At 62.8% G+C, this 21,093-nt stretch carries 16 protein-coding genes and 2 tRNA genes; 10 read left to right on the forward strand and 8 right to left on the reverse strand.

What is annotated here, in order from left to right:
* Nucleotides 1-424 precede the first annotated feature (424 nt).
* From nirK to AC56DI_RS10640, 3 genes are read left to right on the forward strand one after another with little or no spacing between them, the layout of a single operon-like run.
* On the forward strand, nt 425-1,843 hold the full coding sequence (gene nirK / locus AC56DI_RS10630) for a copper-containing nitrite reductase (protein ID WP_496346114.1): 1,419 nt from the start codon (nt 425-427) through the stop codon (nt 1,841-1,843).
* Between the two features lie 2 nt (nt 1,844-1,845).
* On the forward strand, nt 1,846-2,643 hold the full coding sequence (locus tag AC56DI_RS10635; protein ID WP_496346160.1) for a formylglycine-generating enzyme family protein: 798 nt from the start codon (nt 1,846-1,848) through the stop codon (nt 2,641-2,643).
* The gene (locus AC56DI_RS10640) at nt 2,640-3,260 is read left to right on the forward strand and encodes an SCO family protein (protein WP_496346115.1); all 621 of its coding nucleotides are present in this window, start codon (nt 2,640-2,642) and stop codon (nt 3,258-3,260) included. The genes AC56DI_RS10635 and AC56DI_RS10640 overlap by 4 nt, the downstream gene beginning before the upstream one ends.
* Before the next feature lie 39 nt (nt 3,261-3,299).
* Here the strand turns inward: AC56DI_RS10640 and AC56DI_RS10645 are convergent, their stop codons facing one another.
* Nucleotides 3,300-3,782 (reverse strand): transcription elongation factor GreAB, encoded by a 483-nt coding sequence (locus AC56DI_RS10645; RefSeq protein WP_496346116.1) that lies wholly within the window; start codon nt 3,780-3,782, stop codon nt 3,300-3,302.
* 800 nt (nt 3,783-4,582) lie between these two features.
* On the opposite strand from AC56DI_RS10645, the gene AC56DI_RS10650 reads away from it, so the two are divergent.
* On the forward strand, nt 4,583-5,950 hold the full coding sequence (locus tag AC56DI_RS10650; RefSeq protein ID WP_496346161.1) for a DNA recombination protein RmuC: 1,368 nt from the start codon (nt 4,583-4,585) through the stop codon (nt 5,948-5,950).
* 28 nt (nt 5,951-5,978) lie between these two features.
* Here AC56DI_RS10650 and AC56DI_RS10655 read toward each other — a convergent pair whose 3' ends face one another.
* The 5 genes from AC56DI_RS10655 to AC56DI_RS10675 form a co-directional block, all read right to left on the reverse strand.
* Nucleotides 5,979-7,235, reverse strand: coding sequence for an MgtC/SapB family protein (locus AC56DI_RS10655; RefSeq protein WP_496346117.1), 1,257 nt, complete (start codon nt 7,233-7,235; stop codon nt 5,979-5,981).
* Between the two features lie 59 nt (nt 7,236-7,294).
* On the reverse strand, nt 7,295-7,993 hold the full coding sequence (locus tag AC56DI_RS10660; RefSeq protein WP_496346118.1) for a pirin family protein: 699 nt from the start codon (nt 7,991-7,993) through the stop codon (nt 7,295-7,297).
* 191 nt (nt 7,994-8,184) lie between these two features.
* Complete coding sequence (locus AC56DI_RS10665; RefSeq protein WP_496346119.1) at nt 8,185-9,090, reverse strand: metal-dependent hydrolase; 906 nt, start codon at nt 9,088-9,090, stop codon at nt 8,185-8,187.
* A gap of 14 nt (nt 9,091-9,104) precedes the next feature.
* The gene (locus AC56DI_RS10670; protein ID WP_496346120.1) at nt 9,105-10,898 is read right to left on the reverse strand and encodes an SDR family oxidoreductase; all 1,794 of its coding nucleotides are present in this window, start codon (nt 10,896-10,898) and stop codon (nt 9,105-9,107) included.
* Nucleotides 10,895-11,770, reverse strand: a complete 876-nt coding sequence (locus AC56DI_RS10675) for a M24 family metallopeptidase (protein ID WP_496346121.1) — start codon at nt 11,768-11,770, stop codon at nt 10,895-10,897. The genes AC56DI_RS10670 and AC56DI_RS10675 overlap by 4 nt, the downstream gene beginning before the upstream one ends.
* A 262-nt stretch (nt 11,771-12,032) precedes the next feature.
* Here AC56DI_RS10675 and AC56DI_RS10680 point away from each other — a divergent pair, with 262 nt between their 5' ends.
* Nucleotides 12,033-12,845, forward strand: a complete 813-nt coding sequence (locus AC56DI_RS10680) for a MerR family transcriptional regulator (RefSeq protein ID WP_496346122.1) — start codon at nt 12,033-12,035, stop codon at nt 12,843-12,845.
* Between the two features lie 52 nt (nt 12,846-12,897).
* On the opposite strand, the gene AC56DI_RS10685 is transcribed toward AC56DI_RS10680, so the two are convergent.
* Complete coding sequence (locus AC56DI_RS10685) at nt 12,898-16,374, reverse strand: PAS domain-containing hybrid sensor histidine kinase/response regulator (RefSeq protein WP_496346123.1); 3,477 nt, start codon at nt 16,372-16,374, stop codon at nt 12,898-12,900.
* 214 nt (nt 16,375-16,588) lie between these two features.
* On the opposite strand from AC56DI_RS10685, the gene AC56DI_RS10690 reads away from it, so the two are divergent.
* From AC56DI_RS10690 to AC56DI_RS10700, 3 genes are all read left to right on the forward strand, one after another.
* The gene (locus AC56DI_RS10690; protein ID WP_496346124.1) at nt 16,589-17,302 is read left to right on the forward strand and encodes an AzlC family ABC transporter permease; all 714 of its coding nucleotides are present in this window, start codon (nt 16,589-16,591) and stop codon (nt 17,300-17,302) included.
* On the forward strand, nt 17,302-17,631 hold the full coding sequence (locus AC56DI_RS10695) for an AzlD domain-containing protein (RefSeq protein ID WP_496346125.1): 330 nt from the start codon (nt 17,302-17,304) through the stop codon (nt 17,629-17,631). The genes AC56DI_RS10690 and AC56DI_RS10695 overlap by 1 nt, the downstream gene beginning before the upstream one ends.
* Before the next feature lie 128 nt (nt 17,632-17,759).
* Nucleotides 17,760-19,637 carry an MFS transporter gene (locus tag AC56DI_RS10700; protein WP_496346126.1) on the forward strand — a complete coding sequence of 626 codons (1,878 nt, stop codon included), beginning with the start codon at nt 17,760-17,762 and terminating at the stop codon, nt 19,635-19,637.
* A 54-nt stretch (nt 19,638-19,691) separates the two neighbouring features.
* Here the strand turns inward: AC56DI_RS10700 and rdgC are convergent, their stop codons facing one another.
* On the reverse strand, nt 19,692-20,612 hold the full coding sequence (gene rdgC, locus AC56DI_RS10705; protein ID WP_324519277.1) for a recombination-associated protein RdgC: 921 nt from the start codon (nt 20,610-20,612) through the stop codon (nt 19,692-19,694).
* 157 nt (nt 20,613-20,769) lie between these two features.
* Between rdgC and AC56DI_RS10710 the strand changes: the two genes are divergently transcribed.
* A tRNA-Val gene (locus tag AC56DI_RS10710) sits at nt 20,770-20,845 on the forward strand.
* 18 nt (nt 20,846-20,863) lie between these two features.
* A tRNA-Asp gene (locus AC56DI_RS10715) sits at nt 20,864-20,940 on the forward strand.
* The last annotated feature ends 153 nt before the right edge of the window (nt 20,941-21,093 follow it).

The following is a 21,093-nucleotide window of genomic DNA, read 5'->3' on the forward strand; positions in this document are numbered from 1 at the left end:
AACCAAAGAGAAAGCGCACCCGGCATCCGGGTTTCGCTGCGCGAAACTTCCCTCGTTTCGGCGCTGTTCTGAGGGTCGTCACGGTGGGCCATCCCTGGCCCATCGTGACTCATTTGGCATCCCTGCCAAATGCCCCTCTGAACAGCACCTGCACTCGGCCTCCTGACGGGACCGGGGGACCGAGGCGCCTGAGAGTTCGTGGGAGCGGTCTTGACCGCGAAGCTTTCAACCGCGCCAGTTCACGGTTGTGTCAAACCCAATCATTGGGTGCTGGGACGGATACCTTGCAACACGTACCGGGTGCATAGCCTTTTTTTCCCGCGAATGATTTTGGTCAAGCGCGGATGCTCTGCCGCGGGCGTTTAATCGGCTCAGACGTAAAAAATCATGAGTGTTTCAACCCGTAATGGATGAGGGCTGGGCGATGAAAGAGCGCAATTACACACGGGCAAAACAGGTACTGGTGGCGGCTTCTTGCGCCTGGGCGTTTACCTCAGCAAACGCGGTTTTCGCCGCTGAGGCGGCATTGCCGGTAATCGTGCAGGAGTTGGTGGCACCGCCGGCGGTGCCGGCGCCGATCACCCGTAAAAATGCGGCGCGGGTGGTGGTCAACCTGACGGTGGAGGAGGTCGAGAAAGAGATCGCCCCTGGCACCCGCTATATGTTCTGGACCTTTGGCGGCACGGTGCCGGGCAAGATGATCCGCGTGCGCGAAGGCGATACCGTGGAGCTGCACCTGCAGAACCTGGCCAGTAACAAGCTGCCCCATAACATCGATTTGCACGCCGTGACCGGGCCGGGCGGCGGCGCCGGGCAGACCCTGATCGCGCCGGGCAACGAGGCAACCTTCACCTTCAAGGCGCTGGCCTCGGGGCTGTATGTGTACCACTGCGCCACTGCGCCGGTGGGCATGCACGTGGCCAATGGCATGTACGGGATGATCCTGGTCGAGCCCAAGGAAGGTCTGGCCAAGGTCGACCGTGAGTACTACGTGATGCAGGGCGATTTCTATACCAACGGGGCCTACCGCGCCGAGGGCCTGCAGAATTTCGACATGCAGAAGGCGGTCGATGAGAAGCCTACTTATGTGCTGTTTAACGGCGCCGACGGTGCCCTCACCGGCAAAAGCTCACTGACGGCCAAGAGTGGCGAAAAAGTGCGCATGTTCTTCGGTGTCGGTGGGCCCAATCTGGTGTCCAGCTTCCATGTGATCGGCGCGATCTTCGACCGCGTTTACGGCGATGGCGGCAGCCGTTATCAGGAAAATGTGCAGACCACCCTGGTGCCACCAGGCGGCTCGACCATTGTCGAGTTCGTGCCCAAGGTGCCGGGCAACCTGACCCTGGTCGATCACTCCTTGACCCGTGCCTTCAACAAGGGCGCCGTCGGCCTGCTGGCTGTCAGCGGTGAGGCGCGGCCGGAGATTTACAGCAAGGGCATCAAGACACCATTGCCGGCAGTGGCCGGGGCGCCGGTCAAGGCCGTAGCCCCGCCTGTAGCCGTGGCCAGTGCGCCGCTGGCCCGGGGTAAAGGGGTGTACGAGCGGGTGTGTGCGGCTTGTCACTTGCCTGATGGTTCCGGTGTGGCCGGGGTGTTTCCGCCACTGGCCAACTCCGACTTCTTCCAGGAACGGCCCTATGAAATGGCCCATATCGTGCTGCACGGCCGCAGTGGCGAACTGGTGGTCAACGGTCAGCACTACAACGGCGTGATGCCGGCCCAGGACCTGAACGACGAGGATGTGGCGGCGGTGATCAACTACATCAACGTTGAGATGAACAAGGGCAAGCCGGTGCTCAACGCCGAGCAGGTCAAAGCCATGCGGCAGATCAAGCAGCCGTGAAGATGACCTGGCGGCAGACCGGTGCAGCGCTTTGTTGCTGCGCCGGGTTGGTCGGCAATGGCCAGGCGGCGGAGTACAAACTGTTGCCGGGCGGCGAGTTTCGCAGTGTGTTGCCCGCCGATGGTGAAAGCGCGGCGGCGCGCATCCGGCCGTTCTGGCTGCGCACCCAGCCGGTGAGCAATGCCGAGTACCTGGCGTTTGTGCAGGCGCAGCGGCAATGGCAGCGCGGCGAACCCGCGCAGGTGTTGGCCGGGGCGGATTATCTGACGCTGTGGGCCGGGCCGCTAAGCTTTGCGCCGTTGCAGGCCAACGCGCCGGTTACCCAGGTCAGCTGGCATGCCGCCCAAGCCTATTGCCACAGCGAGCAGGCCCGCCTGCCGCGCTGGTACGAGTGGGAGTTTGCTGCCGCCGCCGATGAGCAGCGGGCCGACGCCCGCCAGGACCCGCTGTGGCTGGCGCGGATTCTTGGCTGGTATTCGCGCCCGGCCAACCAACCGCCCCAGGCCATTGGCCTGCAAGCGGCCAACTATTACGGCATCCAGGACCTGCATGGCCTGACGTGGGAATGGGTCGAGGACTTCAATGGCCTGTTCGTCAGCGCCGACAGCCGTACCCAGGACGAGCAAAAACAGTTGGAGTTTTGCGGTGGCTCGGCCCTGTCGTTGGGCGACAAAAGCAATTACGCGGTGTTGATCCGCCTGGCTTTGCTGGCGGCTATGGAGGCCAATCAAGGCGGCAATTATCTGGGCTTTCGCTGTGTCCGCGAACAGCCCGCGAACGTTTCTGGAGCAAGTCGATGAACCGTCTTAATCGTTTTAGCCTGGCGTTGCGTCAGGCGCTGTTATCAAGTGCCTTGGTGCTGACGCCGGGCGCTGTTGCCTGGGCTGCGCAGGCGCCGGTCGGTGCGGCCCTGGCGAGCATCCCAGCGGACTCTTTGTACGGCTTGCCGGTGACCCTGACCGATGCCCAAGGGGTGAAGTTTGACTGGCGTGAGATGGCCGGCCAGCCCGTGCTGGTGACCATGTTCTATGGCGACTGTGCATCGGCATGCCCGGTGTTGATCGAGAGCCTGCAACGCACCATCGCCGAGCTGCAACCCAAGCCTGGCAGCCTCAAGGTGCTGATGGTCAGCCTCAACCCGCAGCACGACACCCCGGCATCGCTGGGGCACCTGATGCACATGCACAAGATTGACGCCGGCGTCTTCCGTCTGGCGGTGGCCGCCGATGAGGGGCAAACCCGAGCCATGGCCGCGGCGCTGCAGATCAAGTACCGGCAGCTGGATAACGGCGAGATCAGCCACAACACCCGCGTCAGCCTGCTGAACGCCAGCGGCCAGGAGATTGCCAGCAGCAGCCTGCTCAAATCCACTGCCGATCAGGCCTTGTTGGTCGAGTTGCGCAAGGCGTTACCTTAACCCTTGCCACTGAACGGCGAAGGGGGCGGCGGGCTCGGCTCAGTAAATCGCCAGCACGGCAAAGTGCTGCTGGCGGTTGCCGACCTGCAGGTTCACTTCGCTGTCCTGCACCTGGCCGAGCAGGCTTTGGCCCATGGGCGAGTGGGGGGTGATCAGCATGATCGACTGGTTATCCAGCTCGACCTTGAGGCCGGCGGCATCGGGGGCGAGGAAAAGCCAGCGTTGCTCATCATCGGCGTCAGCCAGCAGCACCAGATCACCAAGCTGGATGCCGCGCTGGGCATCGTAGTGGCGCACTTGCAGTTGCTGCAGGGCCTGCAAGGCCTGGCTGATTTCGTTCATCCGGCGGGCCTGGCCGGTGGCCAGATAGGATGCTTCCAGGCCGAGGGTGTCGTATTTGTTTTCGGCGATGTTCTCGACGTCGGTGGCGGCCTCATAGGCCGTTTGCGCGGCGCGCTGGGCGATCAGCAGGTCGTTACTTAGGCGTTCGACAATGATGTGCTGCAGCTTGGTTTTGTTCATGGTCGGTACGGGCCAGGATGGGCGCGCAGGATAACGCAACGGGCAAGGTGAGCGAGGTCTTGTCACGCCAACGGCGCCTTCGGGGTGACATCGGTTGATGCCAGTTTTTGGCGCAACAGGCGGTGTCTCGCCCTGGCGCTGCCCTCCGCCAACTGGCGGTTGTTGGCTGTTTTTCCCCCTCTGCAAACTGGCTGCTTCGGTGGCTGCTGGCGCGCCGGCTGGGGCTTTGGCGACTGCGCGCTTTCGCCGCGCTAAAAACCCCTGCGAAGCGCTAAAAAGGGGCGTTAGCGGGGTTGACTTGAAAGACTTGTGCACAATTGCGAGGCGTCGTTTGTGGCTGCGACGGATTTTGCGCACAGGCGCACATTCCTTCTTGTTGACTTTTTAAGTGCATGAAAAATAACAAGTTTTTTTGATGGTTAAAAAGTGATCAGTTTAACTTGGGGCCCCATTTGACTGGGGGTTGCGGAACTTTTCCGCAACTTGTCCACTGAGTTATCCACAGCTTCTGTGGATTGTCCCAAGCGCTTGCTCTAGTCCGCGCCTGAGGGCTTTTTGCAAGGTTTTTCTGCGCTGATTTTTCATTTCTTTGGGCGTTTTTTTCGGCTTGTCCAGCGCTTTTTTACCGTCGTACGGTGGCCCTGACGGCTGGGTATACTGGCCAGCAGATTTGCCCGGAGGCGACCATGCCCATCGATATTCCCAACCTGTTGCTGGGCCTGTGCCTGGCGGCGATTCCTCTCTTGGTTGTGCTCTGGCAATGGCAGCGACGCCTGCACCTGTTGCAGCAGGAGCGCTTGTTGCTGGATGAGCGCCTGAGCACAACCCAACTGGCCCTGGACGGTTTCAGCGTGCAGCTGGAGGACAGTCGCGCAGAAGCCTCGCGCCTATTGCACAGCCATGCCCAAAGCCAGGCGCAGTTGGCAGCCTTGACCCGCGAGGCGGAATTGTTGCGCCTGGAATGCAGCACCAGCCGCGAGGCTGCTCAGCAGTGGGCGCAGAGTCGCGAGCAGAAGGAAGCCGAGTTGCGCCGCCTGGATGCCGAGCGTGCAGGGCTGGCCGCCGAGTTGCGCGAACAGCAGGACAGTCACCAGCAACGTCTGGCCGATTTGCAAGGCTCGCGCGATGAGCTGCGGGCGCAGTTCGCCGAACTGGCCGGCAAGATCTTCGACGAACGCGAGCAGCGCTTTGCCGACAGCAGTCAGCAGCGCCTGGGGCAATTGCTCGACCCGCTGAAGGAGCGCATCCAGTCATTCGAGAAACGCGTTGAGGAGAGTTACCAGCAGGAGTCCCGCGAGCGCTTCTCCCTGGGCAAGGAGCTGGAGCGCTTGCAGCAGCTTAATCAGCGCCTGGGTGATGAGGCCACCAACCTGACCCGCGCCCTCAAGGGCCAGAAAACCCAGGGTAACTGGGGCGAGCTGGTGCTGGAGCAGGTGCTGGAACATGCCGGTCTGAGCAAGGGCCGCGAGTACCTGACCCAGGTCAGCCTGAGCAGTGCCGATGGCCAGCGTTTTCAGCCGGACGTGATCATCCAGCTGCCGGGCGACAAGCAGGTGGTGATCGATGCCAAGGTCAGCCTTACGGCTTATCAGGCGCTGGTGGCCAGCGAGGACGAGGTGGCCGCCAGCCTGGCCCTGAAGCAGCATGTGTTGTCCTTGCGCAGTCACCTCAAGGGCCTGTCGGTGAAGGACTACCAGCGCCTTGAAGGCCTGCACAGCCTGGACTTTGTCCTGCTGTTTGTGCCCATCGAGGCGGCCTTTGCCGCCGCGTTGCAGGGCGATCCGGGCCTGTTTCAGGAGGCTTATGCCCAGCACATTGTGATCGTCAGCCCAACCACCTTGTTGGCCACTTTGCGGGTTATCGACAGCTTGTGGCGGCAGGAGCGACAGAGCCTGAATGCGCGTGAGATCGCCGAACGCGCCGGGGCGCTGTACGACAAGTTTGTCGCTTTTGTCGGCGATCTGGATGAGGTCGGCAGCCGTCTGCAGCAGTTGGACAAGGCCTATGCAGCAGCGCGCAACAAGCTCACCGAGGGGCGCGGCAACTTGGTCAGTCGTGCCGAGAACCTCAAGCAGTTGGGTGCTCGAGCGAGCAAGAGCCTACCGGCCGAGTTGCTGGAGCGCGCCGGTGGCGAGCCGGCCGAAGAACCTGCGGCCGTTTCACCTTGAGGCGCGGGCTGGCTGGCACAACCTCGGGTTAGATAAAGAGCAAGCAGGCGAGGCCGGCCAGCAGGCCTGTGGCCATGATCGGCAAGGTGCACAGCGCCAGTTGGCGGCCGCCGATCAGGGCAATCAGGCCGCCTTTGACCAGGCTGTTGCTCAGTGCTGCGAGGTAAATGCCTTGCACGGCCACCTGGTTGCTGAGGTCGCCCATGGCGTTGCGCGACAGTGACAGGGTGATGGCATCGACGTCAGTGGTGCCTGACAGCAGCGCCACCAGGTACACGCCGACATCCCCGAGGGAGCGGCGGCCAGCCTCGACCATAAACACGATCAGCGCCAGCAGGGCTGCAAAGCGCAGGGCTGGGCCCAGCTCGAAGGGGTTTTTTAGCAGCGGTTCAGGGTTGCTCTCCACGTCGTTGCTAGCTTGGCGATAGAACCACAGTGCGCCGGCGGCGTAGCTAAGGGCGCAAATACCCAGGGGCCAGAACAGAGTGCCCAGCAGTGCCGGGTTGACCAGGCCGACTTCCAGCAGCACCCGCGGAAACATTAGCGCCGAGGTGGCCAGCAGCCCGCAGGCGAGCATGGCGCGCATGCGCGGCCCGCCATCCAGGCGTGCCAGGGTCAGGGTCATGGCGGTGGACGAGACCATACCGCCGAGCAGCGCGGTCACCAGCAGGCCTTTGCGCGGGCCGATCACGCGGATCGCCACATAGGCGGCAAAGCCGATGGCGGCAATCAGCACCACCATCCACCAGGTGGCGTAGGGGTTGAACACCTGCCACGGGCCATAGCCTTCGTTGGGCAGCACCGGCAGCAGCACCAGGGAGATAAACAGCAGCTTCAACGCCCCGGAGATTTCATCGGCATTGAGCCGACGCAGGGCGCTGTGCAGCGGTTGCTTGAGACTTAGCAACATGGCGATGACTACCGCGCAGGCGGCGGCCAGCACGCGTTGGTCGCTGAGGGCCAGGCTGCCGAGCAGAAACGTCAGCAGCAGGGCGATGGCATTGGTCACGCCGAGATCGCCGGTATGCCGCTGCTCGCCGATGTAAGCGGCAATCACCAGCAGGCCGAAAATCAGGCTGATGCTGATCCAGGCATTCAGGCCGAACTGCTGGCCGAGCAGGGCCGCCAAGCCGCCGAGCAAACCCACCAGGCCGAAGGTGCGAATACCGCCGATCAGGCGCGTGTCGTCGGTCTCCCGGGCGCTCCAGCCGCGCTCGGTACCAATCAACAAACCGACGGCCAAGGCGGTGGCAAAACTCAGCAGCAGTTCCAGGGTGGCGGGCATACAGCGTCCTTGGCGGAGATTGTTTCGCCCAGTTTAGCGCCATCCAGTGCCTGCGCGGCTCAGGGCATCTCGACCAGAACGATTTCGCTGTCTTCCAGGGCGCTGATCTGCAGGTGCTGCTCGCCGCTTATGGCCAGGCCATCGCGGGCGTTGGTCAGCAGGCCGTTGACCTCGATCCGGCCGGTGGCCGGCACCAGGTAGGCCTTGTGTTGCAGGCTCAGTGGAAAGTCCAGGCGCTGTCCGGCCAGCAGTGTGGCAGCCAGTACCCGAGCCTTGGCATGAATGGGCAGGGCGTCGGGGTCGCCGGCCACGCCGCTGGCCAGCACCACGAACTGTCCGGCGCGCTCGCCTTTGGGGAAGCTGCGGGTGCCCCAGGACGGCGCGTGGCCATGGCGGTCGGGCATGATCCAGATCTGGAAAATACTGCTGGTGACGTCTTCGCGGTTGTATTCGGCGTGTTGAATGCCGGTGCCGGCGCTCATCACCTGTACGTCGCCGGCCGCTGTACGGCCCTGGTTGCCGAGATTGTCGCGGTGACTGATGGCGCCCGTGCGCACGTAGGTGATGATTTCCATGTCGCGGTGCGGGTGGGGCGGGAAGCCGCTGCCGGCGGCAATCTCGTCATCGTTCCAGACGCGTAGGGCGCCCCAGTGCAGGCGCTTGGGGTCGTGGTACTCGGCGAACGAGAAGTGATGGCGAGCATTCAGCCAGCCGTGCTGGGCGTGGCCGAGGCTATTGAACGGGCGTAGTTCGATCATGCTGGTACTCCGCTGGCAGTGCGGCGAAAAGGCGGCGCTGCGTGATGGAGTCGATGATCTATCTGCTTGGTGTCGATTAAAAGCGCAATTATCCGGCTCTTAATATCAATTTATTGGATGCTTTTGGCGCGGCCTTGAGTCAAGCCAGACCTGTTGCCAGCCACCGCTGAGTGGCTGGAAACAGGCACTGATCAGCCGAGCAGGGCTTGCGCTGCTGCGCGCTGCGCCGCCGGCGATTGCTGCAGATAGGCTTCGGCCACGGCGATATTGCCCTCTGTGCGCGGGTGGAAGCTCGGCACGAAGTAGCGCAGCACGGCGCGGCCAATGCTGCCCAGAGACGGCAGCACATCACGCTGGCCCAGTGCCGACCAGAGGCTGATAAAGCCGCGGCTGTAACGGGTTCGCGGGTCCTGGCGCATCATCATGCGTGAGCCGCTGCTGAACAGAAAGATCAGCATGGGCGAGGCGATCAGCATATACAGCCAGCGCGCCAGCAGGCTACCGCCCATATGCACATGCAGGTCGTGGGCGACGCAGCGGTGTTCGATTTCCTCGGCGCCATGCCAGCGCAGCAGGTCTAGCATCACCGGATCGGCGTCATCCAGGCTGCGGGTGGTGATGATCCAGTCGCCCAGCACGCAGGTGAAGTGCTCAATCGCGGCAATCATGCCGACCCGCTGGCGCAGCCAGCCGTTTTGCAGCCGACGGCTCAGGGCGTTTTCACCCAGTGGGTAGTCGCCCAGGACTTTTTCGAACAACCAGTCGAGGCGCTCGGTATAGGGCTTGGGGTCGATGCCATGGCGCAGCAGGTAGGGCGTCAGGGCGCTGTCGTGGGCGCGGGCGTGCTGCGCCTCTTGGCGGATAAAGCCGCGTACTTCCTCACGCAGCGCGGTATCAGTGACCTGTTTGAGGGCCTGGTTGTACACCCGGCAAAACCAGAATTCGCCAGCCGGCAGGAGGATGTGCAGGGTGTTCATGATGTGCGAGGCCTCAGGCTCGTTCGGCACCCAGTGCAGCGGGGTGTCGGTGAAGTCGAAGCGCACTTTGCGTTGCGGTAGGCGCTGCTGCTCTTGCGGTTGCTGGTGTGGTTTGTTCATGGGGATTCTCCTCGTTAGGCGGCCAGGTTCAGGCGGGCCAGCAAACGCGATAGCCAGGGCGCAAAGCGCCATTGGGCGACGCTCAGGTGGGCTTCGCTGCCCACCGCGATGACCGCGCGGTTACGTTCAATGGCGCGGATCAGGTGTTTGGCAACCGTCTCGGGTGTGAGGTTGCGGCGTTGGTACAGGCGCTGCGCGCGGGCTTTTTGCTTGGCTTCGGCGGCCGCGCTCAAGCCGTGAAAGCGGGTGGCTTGGATGATTCCGGTATTCACCAGGCCCGGGCACACGGCGGTGACGCCAATTCTTTGGCTGGCCAGTTCGGCGCGCAGGCATTCGCTGAGCATTAACACCGCGGCTTTGCTGGTGGCGTAGGCGGCATAGTTGCGCGAGGGCACGAAGGCCGCCGCTGAGGCGATATTGACGATATGACCGCTCTTGCCGGCATCAACCATCTGCCGGGCGAACAGCCGGCAACCGTCGATCACGCTCCACAGGTTGATGCGCAACAAGCGCTCCCAGTCGGCGGCGCTGGTGTCGAGCATGGCGCCGGCCATGCCGATGCCCGCATTGTTGACCAGGATGTCGAGGCTGCCGAAACGCTGCTGCACCCAGTCGGCACAGGCCTGCATGGCCACGCTGTCGCCCACGTCCAGTTGATAGGCGTAAGCCTCGGCGCCGAGGGCACGGGCCAGTTCGGCACTGCGTTCGGCGGCGGCCATGTTGATGTCGGCGGCCAGCACGCAGGCGCCCCGTTCGGCAAAGTTCAGCAAGGTGGCGCGCCCGATACCGCCGCCGGCACCGGTCACCAATACAACTTTGCCGGCATCCGGCCCGGCATTGGCTTTGACCTTTGCCCGCTGCAGGCTCGGGCTGCCTTCGCCGCCTTGCAGGTGGGTAATAAACTCGCGCAGCCAGCCGGCCAGTTGGGTCGGCTCGGCCAGCAGTTGCCAGTGCCCGGTGTGCACCTCTCTGCGCCACAGTTGCGGCACCCAGCGGCTGAGCTGATCGAACAGTTGTGGGCCCACGTAGCGGTCCCGCGTCTGCACGATCAGCTGCACCGGTACGGTGGTGGGGCGTTGACGTGGGTGCAGCAGGCTGCGGATAAAGTTGGCGCGGTACAGTTTGACCCCGTGTTGGCCGTCGGCGCTCAGGCTGGCGCTGACGTGGGGGTTGTGCACCCCTTCGACCCGTTGCAGATAGCTGGGCCAGAGCTTGGCCAGCCCGGTACGCCAGAGCAGCTCAGGCAGTAGCGGGGTATGAAACATGCCGATGTACCAAGAGCTGAGCAACTGGCTGATTACCTGACCCCAGGCCTTGGGGCTTTTTTGCTGCAGACGGTCGCGCATCCAGTGGCCGACATGATCCAGGCACGGCCCGGAGAGGCTGGTGTAGGAGGCCAGTAGCGGCGCCAGGCGTGGTTCGGTGACCGCCTCCCAACTCTGAATTGAGCCCCAGTCGTGGGCGACCAGGTGCACCGGTTGATTTGGACTGGTGGCCAGGATGACCGCCTCCATATCGTTGGCCAGCTTTGTCAGGTGATAGTCCAGGCGTTTGCCGGGCTTGTCCGAGGCGCCGGCACCGCGCACGTCATAGGCGACCAATTGATAGTCGCTGGCCAGTGCATACACCAGGGGTAGCCAGACCTCGTGGTTGTCTGGGTAGCCATGCACCAGCAACAAGGTTGGGCCTGCGCGGTTGCCCCAGCGGTAGGCCGCCAGTTCGACACCATCGCCCTGCACCCGCAGTGTTTCGGCGACCCAGGGTGCGGTGTTTGGTGCTTCTACGGGGAGTGCTTGGGGCGCGTTCATGCAGCCACCTCTGTGCGCGTCAAGAGGCCACGTTCCAGCCAGCGGCGCACATGGGGCAGGTCATCATCCAGCCAGTAGGCATCGGTTTCGGTGACCACCAGTAACTCTTCAAACTTGGCGCCGACGCCGCGAAAGCCCAGGTGCGGCTCAACCGCCCAGAGTCCCGGGGTAGGTGGATGCAGGGAGCGCGAGTGGCTGGACCAGAGTGGCGACCAACCCTCGCGACGGCCGGTGATCAGGGCGTTTTTCACCAGGGTGGCGACGTTGCGCACGCCAAAGCGCGCGAGTGCCAGCTTGGTTTGGCGCGTGCCGAGCTTCTCCACACGATGGGCCAGCACTTCAAACGGATAGGCCTTGTGCCGCGGCAGCGTACCTTGCGTGGCGCAGAGGCTATCGACCGCCTGACTGACCTGGGACAGCGGCAGGCGTTGCTTGACCTGTTGCACGATCAGCTCGCGATGGGCCATCAGATCGTCCAGCAATTGCTCCATCACCAGGTTCTCGCCCAAGGCGCCGGAGTAGCCGACGTCGGCGGTGTAGCCGCCAAGGGTCGGGGCCACGTCGAGGATAAAGGGCATGCCCTCGGCCAGCAGGGTTTTGCCCGGATAGAACGCCAGGTTGAAGCCGCGCAGGTGGCGCAGGCCGTCGAAACCTTCAAAGGCGGTGCGGCGGCCAAACCAAGCAAAGGGTTCGTGGAACCACTCCTTGACCCCGTGATCCTGCAGCCAGGTCTTCATCAACGCGGCGGCCTCTTTCTCGCTGATACCGGGCTTGAGTTCCTTGGCAATGCTTTCTACGCATTGGTAGGCCAGTTGCTGGGTCGCGCGAAACTGCGTCAGGTCGTAAGCGGTTAGATCGGTGCTGGCAGGCATGGCGGACTCCGGGTGGGTCAATCGTTACATTGTTCGATGTCACGATCATTATTAGTGCGCAATGCTGCCCCTGGCCAGACTGTTCAGGTGGCAGCGCTGGGTGTTGTTACCGCTGTTACCGTAGCCCTGCACGTCATGCCTGGTCTGGCTTGTGGGGCATTAGGGCGGCTCTTGGGCACGCTGGGGTGGGGAGAGTCCAACCCAAGGTTGGGCCGTGTTCGGCGGTTGTTGGTGGCCGGCGCAGACGGCTATGATCGCCGCCATGAAAAATATGCCTTCGCTGCTACAGCGTCTTTTGCCCCAGCGGCCGTTGAGCGTTGCGCCTGAAACGGTGCAGGAATTCAGCGTCGATGAACTGGCCCGCGCGGCCGGTACCACCGTGCGAAATTTGCGCGCCTATCAGGACCGTGGCCTGCTGTCGGCGCCTGAGCGGCGCGGGCGAGTCGGGGTCTATAACGACGCACACTTGAGTCGACTCAAGCTGATCGGCGAGCTGTTGGAGCGCGGCTACAGCATTGCGAGCATTCGCGAACTGCTGTTGGCCTGGCAGCAGGGTCAGGGGCTGGCCCAGGTGTTGGGGTTGGAGCAGGCGATTGTCGGACCCTGGAACCAGGAAGAGAGCGTGCGCCTGGGATTTGATGAAGTGCAGGTGTTGTTTGGTGCGCAGCTCACCGATGAGTTGCTGGATAAGGCTCAAGCCCTGGGGCTCTTGGAGTTTGCCGGTGACCATTTGCGGGTGCCCAGCCCGCGACTGTTTTCCGCCGGGGTGCAGCTGTTCCAGGCCGGTATTCCCTTGCCTGTGCTGTTGGATGAGTTGGCGGCGATTCGTCAGCAGGTCGAGCCGCTGGCTGCCGGCATTGTGCAGATGATCGTCAGCCATCTGGTCAACCCGCTGTTGCTCAATGCCATGCCGCGGGCTGAAGAGCTGGAGCAGCTCAGCACGCAGTTGTTGCAGCTGCGGCCGTTGGTTGAGCAGGTGGTGGAGACCGAGCTGGCCCGAGGCCTGCAACAGTCCGCCAACCGCGAGTTGGGCGAGCGGGTCGGCGATTTGCTCAAGGGTTTTGTCAAACCCTAGTCGGGTTAATTGCTGGCGTACCCCTTCGTTCGCTGCATATGCAAGGCCCGGCTCAACCCAGATGCAGATGGCGGCTGATGAGCGCGCGCAACGCTGCAGGCTTGACCGGTTTGGCGAGGAAGTCGAGGCCGGCGGCATGCACGGCCGCAATCAATTCCGGGCGTCCGTCGGCGCTGATCACCACGCCCGGTATCGGCGACTCCAGGCGCGTGCGCAGCCAGGCCATCAGTTCGGTACCGGTGTCGCCGTCGTCCAGGTGGTAATCCACCAAGGCCAGTTGCGGGCGTACGTTTTCGTCCAGCAGGTGTTCGCACTCCAGGCGGTTGCGCGCCGTCCATACCTGGCAGCCCCAGCGCGACAGCAGGCTGTGCATGCCGCTGAGGATGCTGTCTTCGTTGTCGATGCACAGCACCTGGCAGTTGCTGGGCAGCTGCACTGGCGTTTCGGCCGTCGGGCGTGGCGCCGGTATACGCGGCTGGCGCACCAGCGGCACGCTGACGCTGAAGACGCTGCCCTTGCCCGGCCAGGAGCGCACTTCGAGCGGGTGTTCAAGCACCTTGCACAGCCGATCGGCAATCGCCAGGCCCAGGCCCAGGCCTTTTTCCGCGCGGGTCTGGTGGCTGTCGAGGCGTTTGAATTCCTCGAAAATCACCAGGCGCTTGTCTTCGGGGATGCCCGGGCCGCGGTCCCAGACCTCCAGGCGCAGGCAGTCGCCCTGGCGGCGTACACCCAGCAATACGCGGCCCTGGGCATAACGGAAGGCATTGGTGAGGAAGTTCTGCAGCACCCGGCGGAGCATCTTGCTGTCGCTGTCGATCCACGCTCGGCTGCCGCGCAGGCGAAAATCCATGCCCTGTTGCTGGGCCAGTGCGGTGAATTCGCTGCCCAGGGTGTCGAACAGGCTGGCCAGCGGGAAGGCCTTGCGATCGGCCTGCACGCGGCCACCTTCGAGACGGGAAATATCCAGCAGGTCGCTGATCAGGTCTTCGGCCGAGCGCAATGAGCTGTCCAGCTGGCGCACCAGTTCGCTGGCCTCGCGGGGCAGGGCTTCGGCCTGGTGGGAGAGGGCGGCGGAGAACAAGCGGGCGGCATTCAGAGGCTGCATCAGGTCGTGGCTGACGGCGGCCAGCAGGCGGGTTTTCGACTGGTTGGCGGTTTCCGCCACGCCCTTGGCTTCACTCAATGCCTGATTGAGTGCCGAGAGCTCCTGGGTGCGTTGGCTGACCCGCTGCTCCAGGCCTTCGTTGGCATCCTTGAGGGCTTGTTCGGCCTGACGGAAGGCGGTGATGTCGGTGAAGCTCATCACGAAACCGCCGCCGGGCATGGGGTTGCCGATCAGCTCGATAACCCGGCCGTCGAGGAACTGGCGCTCGGAGGTGTGAGCGTTGCCCTGGCGCATCCAGTGCAGGCGCTTGTCCACCTGGGCTTGCGGGTCACCGTCGCCAAACAGGCCGCGGTCGGCATTGAAGCGGATGATGTCGCCAATCGGGCGGCCAATGCGCACCAGGCCTTCGGGGTAATCGAACAGCTCCAGGTAGCGGTGGTTCCAGGCCACAAGGCGCAGAGACTGGTCGACCACGCTGATGCCCTGGGTGATATTTTCGATCGCGCCCTGCAGCAAGGCGCGGTTGAACTGCAGCACCTCGGAGGCTTCGCCAACGATGCGCACCACATCATCGACCTGCATCTCGCGGCCTTCGATGGCGGCCTTGACCACTGCGCGGGTCGAGGAAGCGCCAAGGACGCTGGCCAGCAAACGCTCGGTGTGGGCAATCCATTCGCTGTTGGCCGGTTGCGCCGGGTTGAAGACCTTGCCCTGGCGCAGGGCAAAGCGCTGGAAGCTGTGCTGGGCGCGTTCTTCGCCGACAAAGCGGCCGGCCAGCAGCAGCAGGTCCTGCAGTTGCACGGCCAGCAGAGTGCGGTTGTTGGGCCGCAGGTTGCTGTCTTGACCAATAAAGCGGCTGGCCTGCCAGTGCTCGGACACGCGGGTGCGCGAGAGCATGGACACCAGCGCAAACACCAGCCAGTTGCCGGCCAGGGCCAGCACCACGCCAAGGGTCAGGGGGTCGATGGGCAGGCCCAGGGGCTTGCTCGCCAACCAGCTGAGGCCGGGAAACAGCTCCAGCGACCAGCCCAGGCTGCGGGCCACCAGCGGCAGCACCAGGGTGTAGAACCACAGCACGGCGCCGGCGCCTAAGCCAGCGAAGACTCCGCGGCGGTTGGCCTGCTTCCAGTACAGGGCGCCGAGCATGGCCGGGGCCAGTTGAGTGATGGCGGCAAAGGCGATTTGGCCGATGGTGGCCAGGCTTGAGGTGGAACCGAGCAGGCGGTAGCAAACATAGGCCAGCAGCAGAATCACCACGATGCTGATGCGGCGCACGCTGAGCATCCAGTAGCGGAACGCTTCGAACGGCCGCTCGGTGTTTTTCCGACGCAGCAGCCAGGGCAGCAGCATGTCGTTGGAGACCATGGTCGAGAGCGCCACGCTGGCGACAATCACCATGCCGGTAGCGGCCGAGGCGCCGCCAATAAAGGCCAGCAGGGCCAGCAAGGGATGGGCTTCAGCCAGCGGCAGGCTGATCACAAAGGAGTCGGCTGTTACGCCGCTGGGCAGCAGCATCTGCCCGGCCAGGGCGATGGGCACCACGAACAGGGCCGCCAGCGTCAGGTAGGCCGGGAACACCCAGCGGGCTAAGCGCAGGTCTTGGGGTTCGGTGTTTTCCACCACGCTGACGTGGAACTGCCGCGGCAGACAGAGGATAGCCAGCATGGCAACAAAGGTCTGCACCAGCATCGAGGGCCAGTTGACGCTCTCCTGCCAGAAGGCCTCCAGTTGCGGCGCCACTTCGGCCTGGCGCAGCAGGTCGTCGAAGCCGTCGTACAGGCCATAGGTGACGAAGATGCCAACCGCCAGGAAGGCCAGCAGCTTGACCAGCGACTCGAAGGCAATCGCCAGCACCATGCCACGGTGGTGCTCGGTGACATCCAGGCTGCGGGTGCCGAACAGGATGGTGAACAGGGCCAGCACCAGGGACACCACCAGGGCGGTGTCCTGAGCGCGCACGCTGTTGGCATCGGCGCTGCCGCCAATCAGCAGGTTAACGCCGAGGACAATGGCTTTCAGTTGCAGGGCGATATAGGGCAGCACACCGACCATGCAGATCAGCGCGACGGCCACCGCTAAGGATTGTGATTTGCCGTAGCGGGCGGCAATAAAGTCGGCAATCGAGGTGATGTTCTCCTGTTTGCTGATCATCACCATCTTTTGCAGGATCCAGGGCGCAAACAGCATCAGCAGGATCGGCCCGAGGTAGATCGGCAGGAACGACCAGAGCTGCCCGGCGGACTGGCCGACGGCGCCGAAGAAGGTCCAGCTGCTGCAATACACCGCCAGCGACAAGCTGTAGACCCAGGCGCGCAGACGCGGCGACAGCGCCGTGCCACGGCGATCGCCATAAAAGGCGATGGCAAACAGGATGGCCATGTAGGCCAGAGCGACCGCGGCGATCAAGCCGTTGGACAGGGTCATGAATACTCCGACTGCGCGAGGCGAGAGGCTCGCCGGTAAAGCTGTTGGGTTCGGGCCGCTTGCGGGGCGGCACCATCAATAGGGCAAGTCTCGCACGTCAGAAGGGCGCCGTCAGGGGCGACCAAGGTCGCAGCCTGTGGCGGTGAAAATCTTGATCGATCCATCAAGACAAGCGCGTCCTGAAACGTTAGCCTGCTCGGCCTTCGGAGGTGTTATGTCCCGTTCACGCGAATTCTTTCAGGCCATGCGCGATATGTTGCCGCTGCTGGTTGGCGCCATGCCGTTCGGCATCATCTACGGCACCCTGGCGGCGTCGGCCGGGTTGTCCGCGGCCCAGGCGATTGGTATGTCGCTGCTGGTGTTTGCCGGCTCGGCGCAGTTTATTGCCCTGTCGCTGCTCAGTGGTGGGGCCGGGATGGCGGTGGTGCTGCTGACCACGCTGGTGGTCAACCTGCGCCATGCCTTGTACAGCGCCACCTTGCAGCCTTTCGTTCGGCATTTGCCGGCGCGCTGGCGGGTGCCGTTGGCCTTCTGGCTGACCGACGAGGCCTTTGCTGTGGTCCAGCATCGTTATGCCGAGGAGGACAGTGCTGTGCACAAACATTGGTACTTCTTCGGTGCGGCGTTGGCCATGTACCTGAATTGGCAGCTGTGTACGCTGATCGGCGTGCTGTTTGGTCAGACGGTGCCGAACCTGGCGGCCTGGGGCCTGGATTTCGCCATGCTGGCGACCTTTATCGGCGTGGTGGTGCCGATGCTGCGTAACTGGCCCCAGGTGGCGGCGGCGCTGGTGGCCGGGGCAGTGGCATTGGCCTGTCATGGCTTGCCTTATCAGTTGGGCTTGCTGGCGGCGGCGGTGAGCGGCATCGCCATCGGTTTATACCTGGAGCGCCGACAAGGTCTGCAGCTCGTCGAGGAGGCCGTCTGATGTCGATCTGGAACCTGATCATCGGCATGGCGCTGATCACCTTTGCCATCCGCTACAGCCTGTTTGCCTTTCCCCATCTGCGTTTTCCGCTGATCGTGCGGCAGGGGCTGCATTACGTGCCCGGTGCGGTCCTCGCGGCGATTGTGATGCCGGGTATGTTTATGCCCGACGGCCAGCATTGGCAGCTAAGCCTGGATAACGCTTATTTGCTGGCTGGGGTGGCGTGCATCCTGATCGCCGCTCTGACCCGTCATCTGCTGGCGACAATTGGCGGGGGGCTGCTGATTTTTTTTCTGCTGCGCTGGGCCTTAGGGCAATTACCGTTGTAATCGCGAGCGATTTTGCCGACTGCTGCGGCAAAATCGCCCAAGACTGTGGCTTTTGTACCTATTGATGCGATCCAATTCAGTACGGCCAGTGGGGCCGCAAGACCGCTATCAAGGGACGATGAACGACTATGAGTGGCCATTCGCAGTTCTCATTGCTGGGTAAACGACGCTTTCTGCCGTTCTTTCTCACCCAGTTGCTGGGTGCCTTCAACGACAACATCTTCAAGCAGTCGCTGATTCTCGCCATTCTCTACAAGCTCAGCCTGGAGGCTGACCGCGCGCTGCTGGTCAACCTGTGTGCGCTGTTGTTTATCCTGCCGTTCTTTTTGTTCTCCGCCCTGGGAGGCCAGTTTGGCGAGAAGTTCGCCAAGGACGCCTTGATCCGCGCGATCAAGCTGGCAGAGATCGTGATCATGGCGGTGGGGGCCGGCGGTTTTCTGCTCAACAATTTGCCGCTGATGTTTCTCGCCCTGTTTGCCATGGGCACCCACTCGGCGATTTTCGGCCCGGTGAAATACTCAATCCTGCCGCAAGCGCTGCACGAGGATGAGTTGGTGGGCGGCAACGCGTTGGTGGAAATGGGCACGTTTCTGGCCATTCTCGCTGGCACCATCGGCGCCGGCATGATGATGTCCGGCAGCGCCTACGCCAATTGGGTGGCGGGTGCGATTGTGCTGGTGGCCTGTGTCGGTTACCTGGCCAGTCGCGGCATTCCGCGCGCCCATGCGGCCATGCCGGAGCTGAGGGTGGACTGGAATATCTTCCGTCAGTCCTGGTCGATCCTGCGCCTGGGCCTGCAACAGCAGACGCCATCGGTGTCGCGCTCGCTGGTGGGCAACTCGTGGTTCTGGTTTCTCGGCGCCATCTACCTGACCCAGATTCCGGCCTATGCCAAAGAGTGGCTGTACGGCGACGAAAGCGTAGTGACCCTGATTCTCACTGTGTTCTCGGTCGGTATTGCCAGTGGTTCGATGCTCTGTGAGCGGCTCTCGGGCGGCAAGGTGGAGGTCGGCCTGGTGCCGTTCGGCTCGTTGGGGCTGACGGTGTTTGGTGTGCTTTTGTGGTGGCACTCGGGTGGTTTCGCCGCTGGTCTTGAGCCGCACAACTGGCTGGCGGTCCTGGCAGAGCCGCAGGCCTGGTGGGTGCTCGCTGACATCTTTGGCATCGGCTTGTTCGGTGGTTTCTACATCGTGCCGTTGTATGCGCTGATCCAGGCGCGCACTGCGGAGAACGAGCGGGCGCGGGTGATCGCCGCCAACAACATCCTCAATGCACTGTTTATGGTGATTTCAGCGATTGCCTCGATCCTGTTCCTGAGCCTGGCCAAACTGAGTATTCCGCAGCTGTTCTTGGCGGTGTCGCTGATGAACATCGCGGTCAACAGCTACATCTTTAAGTTGGTGCCCGAGTTCAGCATGCGCTTTCTCATCTGGCTGCTGACCCACTCCATGTACCGGGTTGAGCAGCGTAACTTGCAGGTGATTCCGGACGAGGGCGCGGCGGTGCTGGTGTGCAACCATGTGTCATTTGTCGACGCGCTGTTGATCGGCGGCACCATTCGCCGGCCGGTGCGCTTCGTCATGTACTACAAGATCTACAACCTGCCGGTGCTCAACTTCATCTTCCGCACTGCCGGCACCGTGCCGATTGCCGGGCGCAGTGAGGACCTGCTGATCTACGATGCCGCGTTCAAGAAGATTGCCGAATACCTGCGTAACGGCGAGCTGGTGTGCATCTTCCCGGAAGGCAAGTTGACCACCGATGGCGAGCTGAATGAGTTCAAATCGGGAATTGAGCGCATCCTCGACGAAACCCCGGTGCCGGTGATTCCTTTGGCGCTGCAGGGGCTGTGGGGCAGCTTCTTCAGTCGTGATCCGCACAAGGGCTTCTTCAAGCGCCTGTGGTCGCGTATCACCCTGGTCGCCGGGCAACCGCTGGCGCCGGAGTTGGCCAAGTGCGAGGCCTTGCAGGTGCAGGTTGGCGCATTGCGCGGCAGCCAGCGCTGATCGTCTGAAAACGAAAAAGCCCGGCAGATGCCGGGCTTTTTGTTGGTGCGCGGATCAGATGCCCTGAGGAATCTCTTCGCCACCGAGGGCGTCGAACAGCTGCGGCAGGAACTCGCCGAAGGTCAGCATCATCAGGGTGAAGCTGGCGTCCTGCTGGCTCAGGTCGTCATCGCCACCGTCTTGTTCGGCCTGGTCTTGCAGCAGGTCTTCGAAGCGCAGGCGCTTGACGATCATCTTCTCGTCGAGCACGAACGACAGCTTGTCCTGCCAGGCCAGTGACAGCTGGGTCACTTGCTTGCCGGTGCTGAGGTGCAGCTGGATTTCGTCGCTGGTCAGGTCCTGACGTTTGCAGCGAATGATGCCGCCGTCTTCCTGCGGGTCGCGCAGTTCGCATTCGTCGAGCGCGGTGAAGTGCTCAGCCGCTTGCTGGGTCTTGACCCATTCGGTGAGCACAGCGGTCGGTGCCATCTTCACGGTTAGCGGTCGCACCGGCAGCGAGCCGATAGCTTCGCGCAGGGTCGACAGCAGGTCTTCGGCACGCTTCGGGCTGGCGGAGTTGACCAGAATCAGGCCCTGCTTAGGCGCGATGGCAGCGAAGGTGGTCGAGCGACGGATAAAGGCGCGGGGCAGGAAGGCCTGGATGATTTCATCCTTGAGCTGGTCGCGTTCCTTCTTGTAAACCTTGCGCATTTGCTCGGCTTCGATTTCCTCGACCTTTTCCTTTAATGCATCGCGCACCACGCTGCCGGGCAGGATGCGGTCTTCCTTGCGCGCGGCAATCAGGATGAAGTCCTGGCTGACATGCACCAGCGGAGCGTCTGCGCCTTTGCCGAAAGGGGCGACGAAGCCATAGGTGGTGAGCTCTTGGCTGGCGCACGGGCGAGCGGGTTTGGCGGCCAGGGCGGCTTGCAGTTCGTCAGCAACGAAGGGCAGATCCTGGGTAAGGCGATAAACAAGCAGGTTGCGGAACCACATAAGGATCACTCTCCATTTACAAAGCGCGCATTATTCTCTTCCGCCAGCAGATTGGCCAACCCTGTGCTAAGTCTTTGCTGCATCAGTAAAAATATTTTCGATTGGGGGTTGCCAGGTTCTCGAATCGTGTCTAGAATGCGCCCACTTCGAGAGTGAAGGGTGATTAGCTCAGCTGGGAGAGCAGCTGCCTTACAAGCAGCGGGTCGGCGGTTCGATCCCGTCATCACCCACCATAACTTTTGGGGTTACGCGCAGCGGTAGTTCAGTCGGTTAGAATACCGGCCTGTCACGCCGGGGGTCGCGGGTTCGAGTCCCGTCCGCTGCGCCATATTCGAAAGCCCTCAGGCAGAAATGCCTGGGGGTTTTTCATTTGCGCGGATTATTTTCGTGCGCCGAAATGCTCGTCGCAGCTTTTCGATCTTCTTCGCAGTTTCTGCCAGCTAACCCTCAGCCGTTCTGCTCATCAATCCTCCAAGTGCTT

The organism is Pseudomonas sp. BGA-UO-ETr-WB11 (assembly GCF_059567785.1).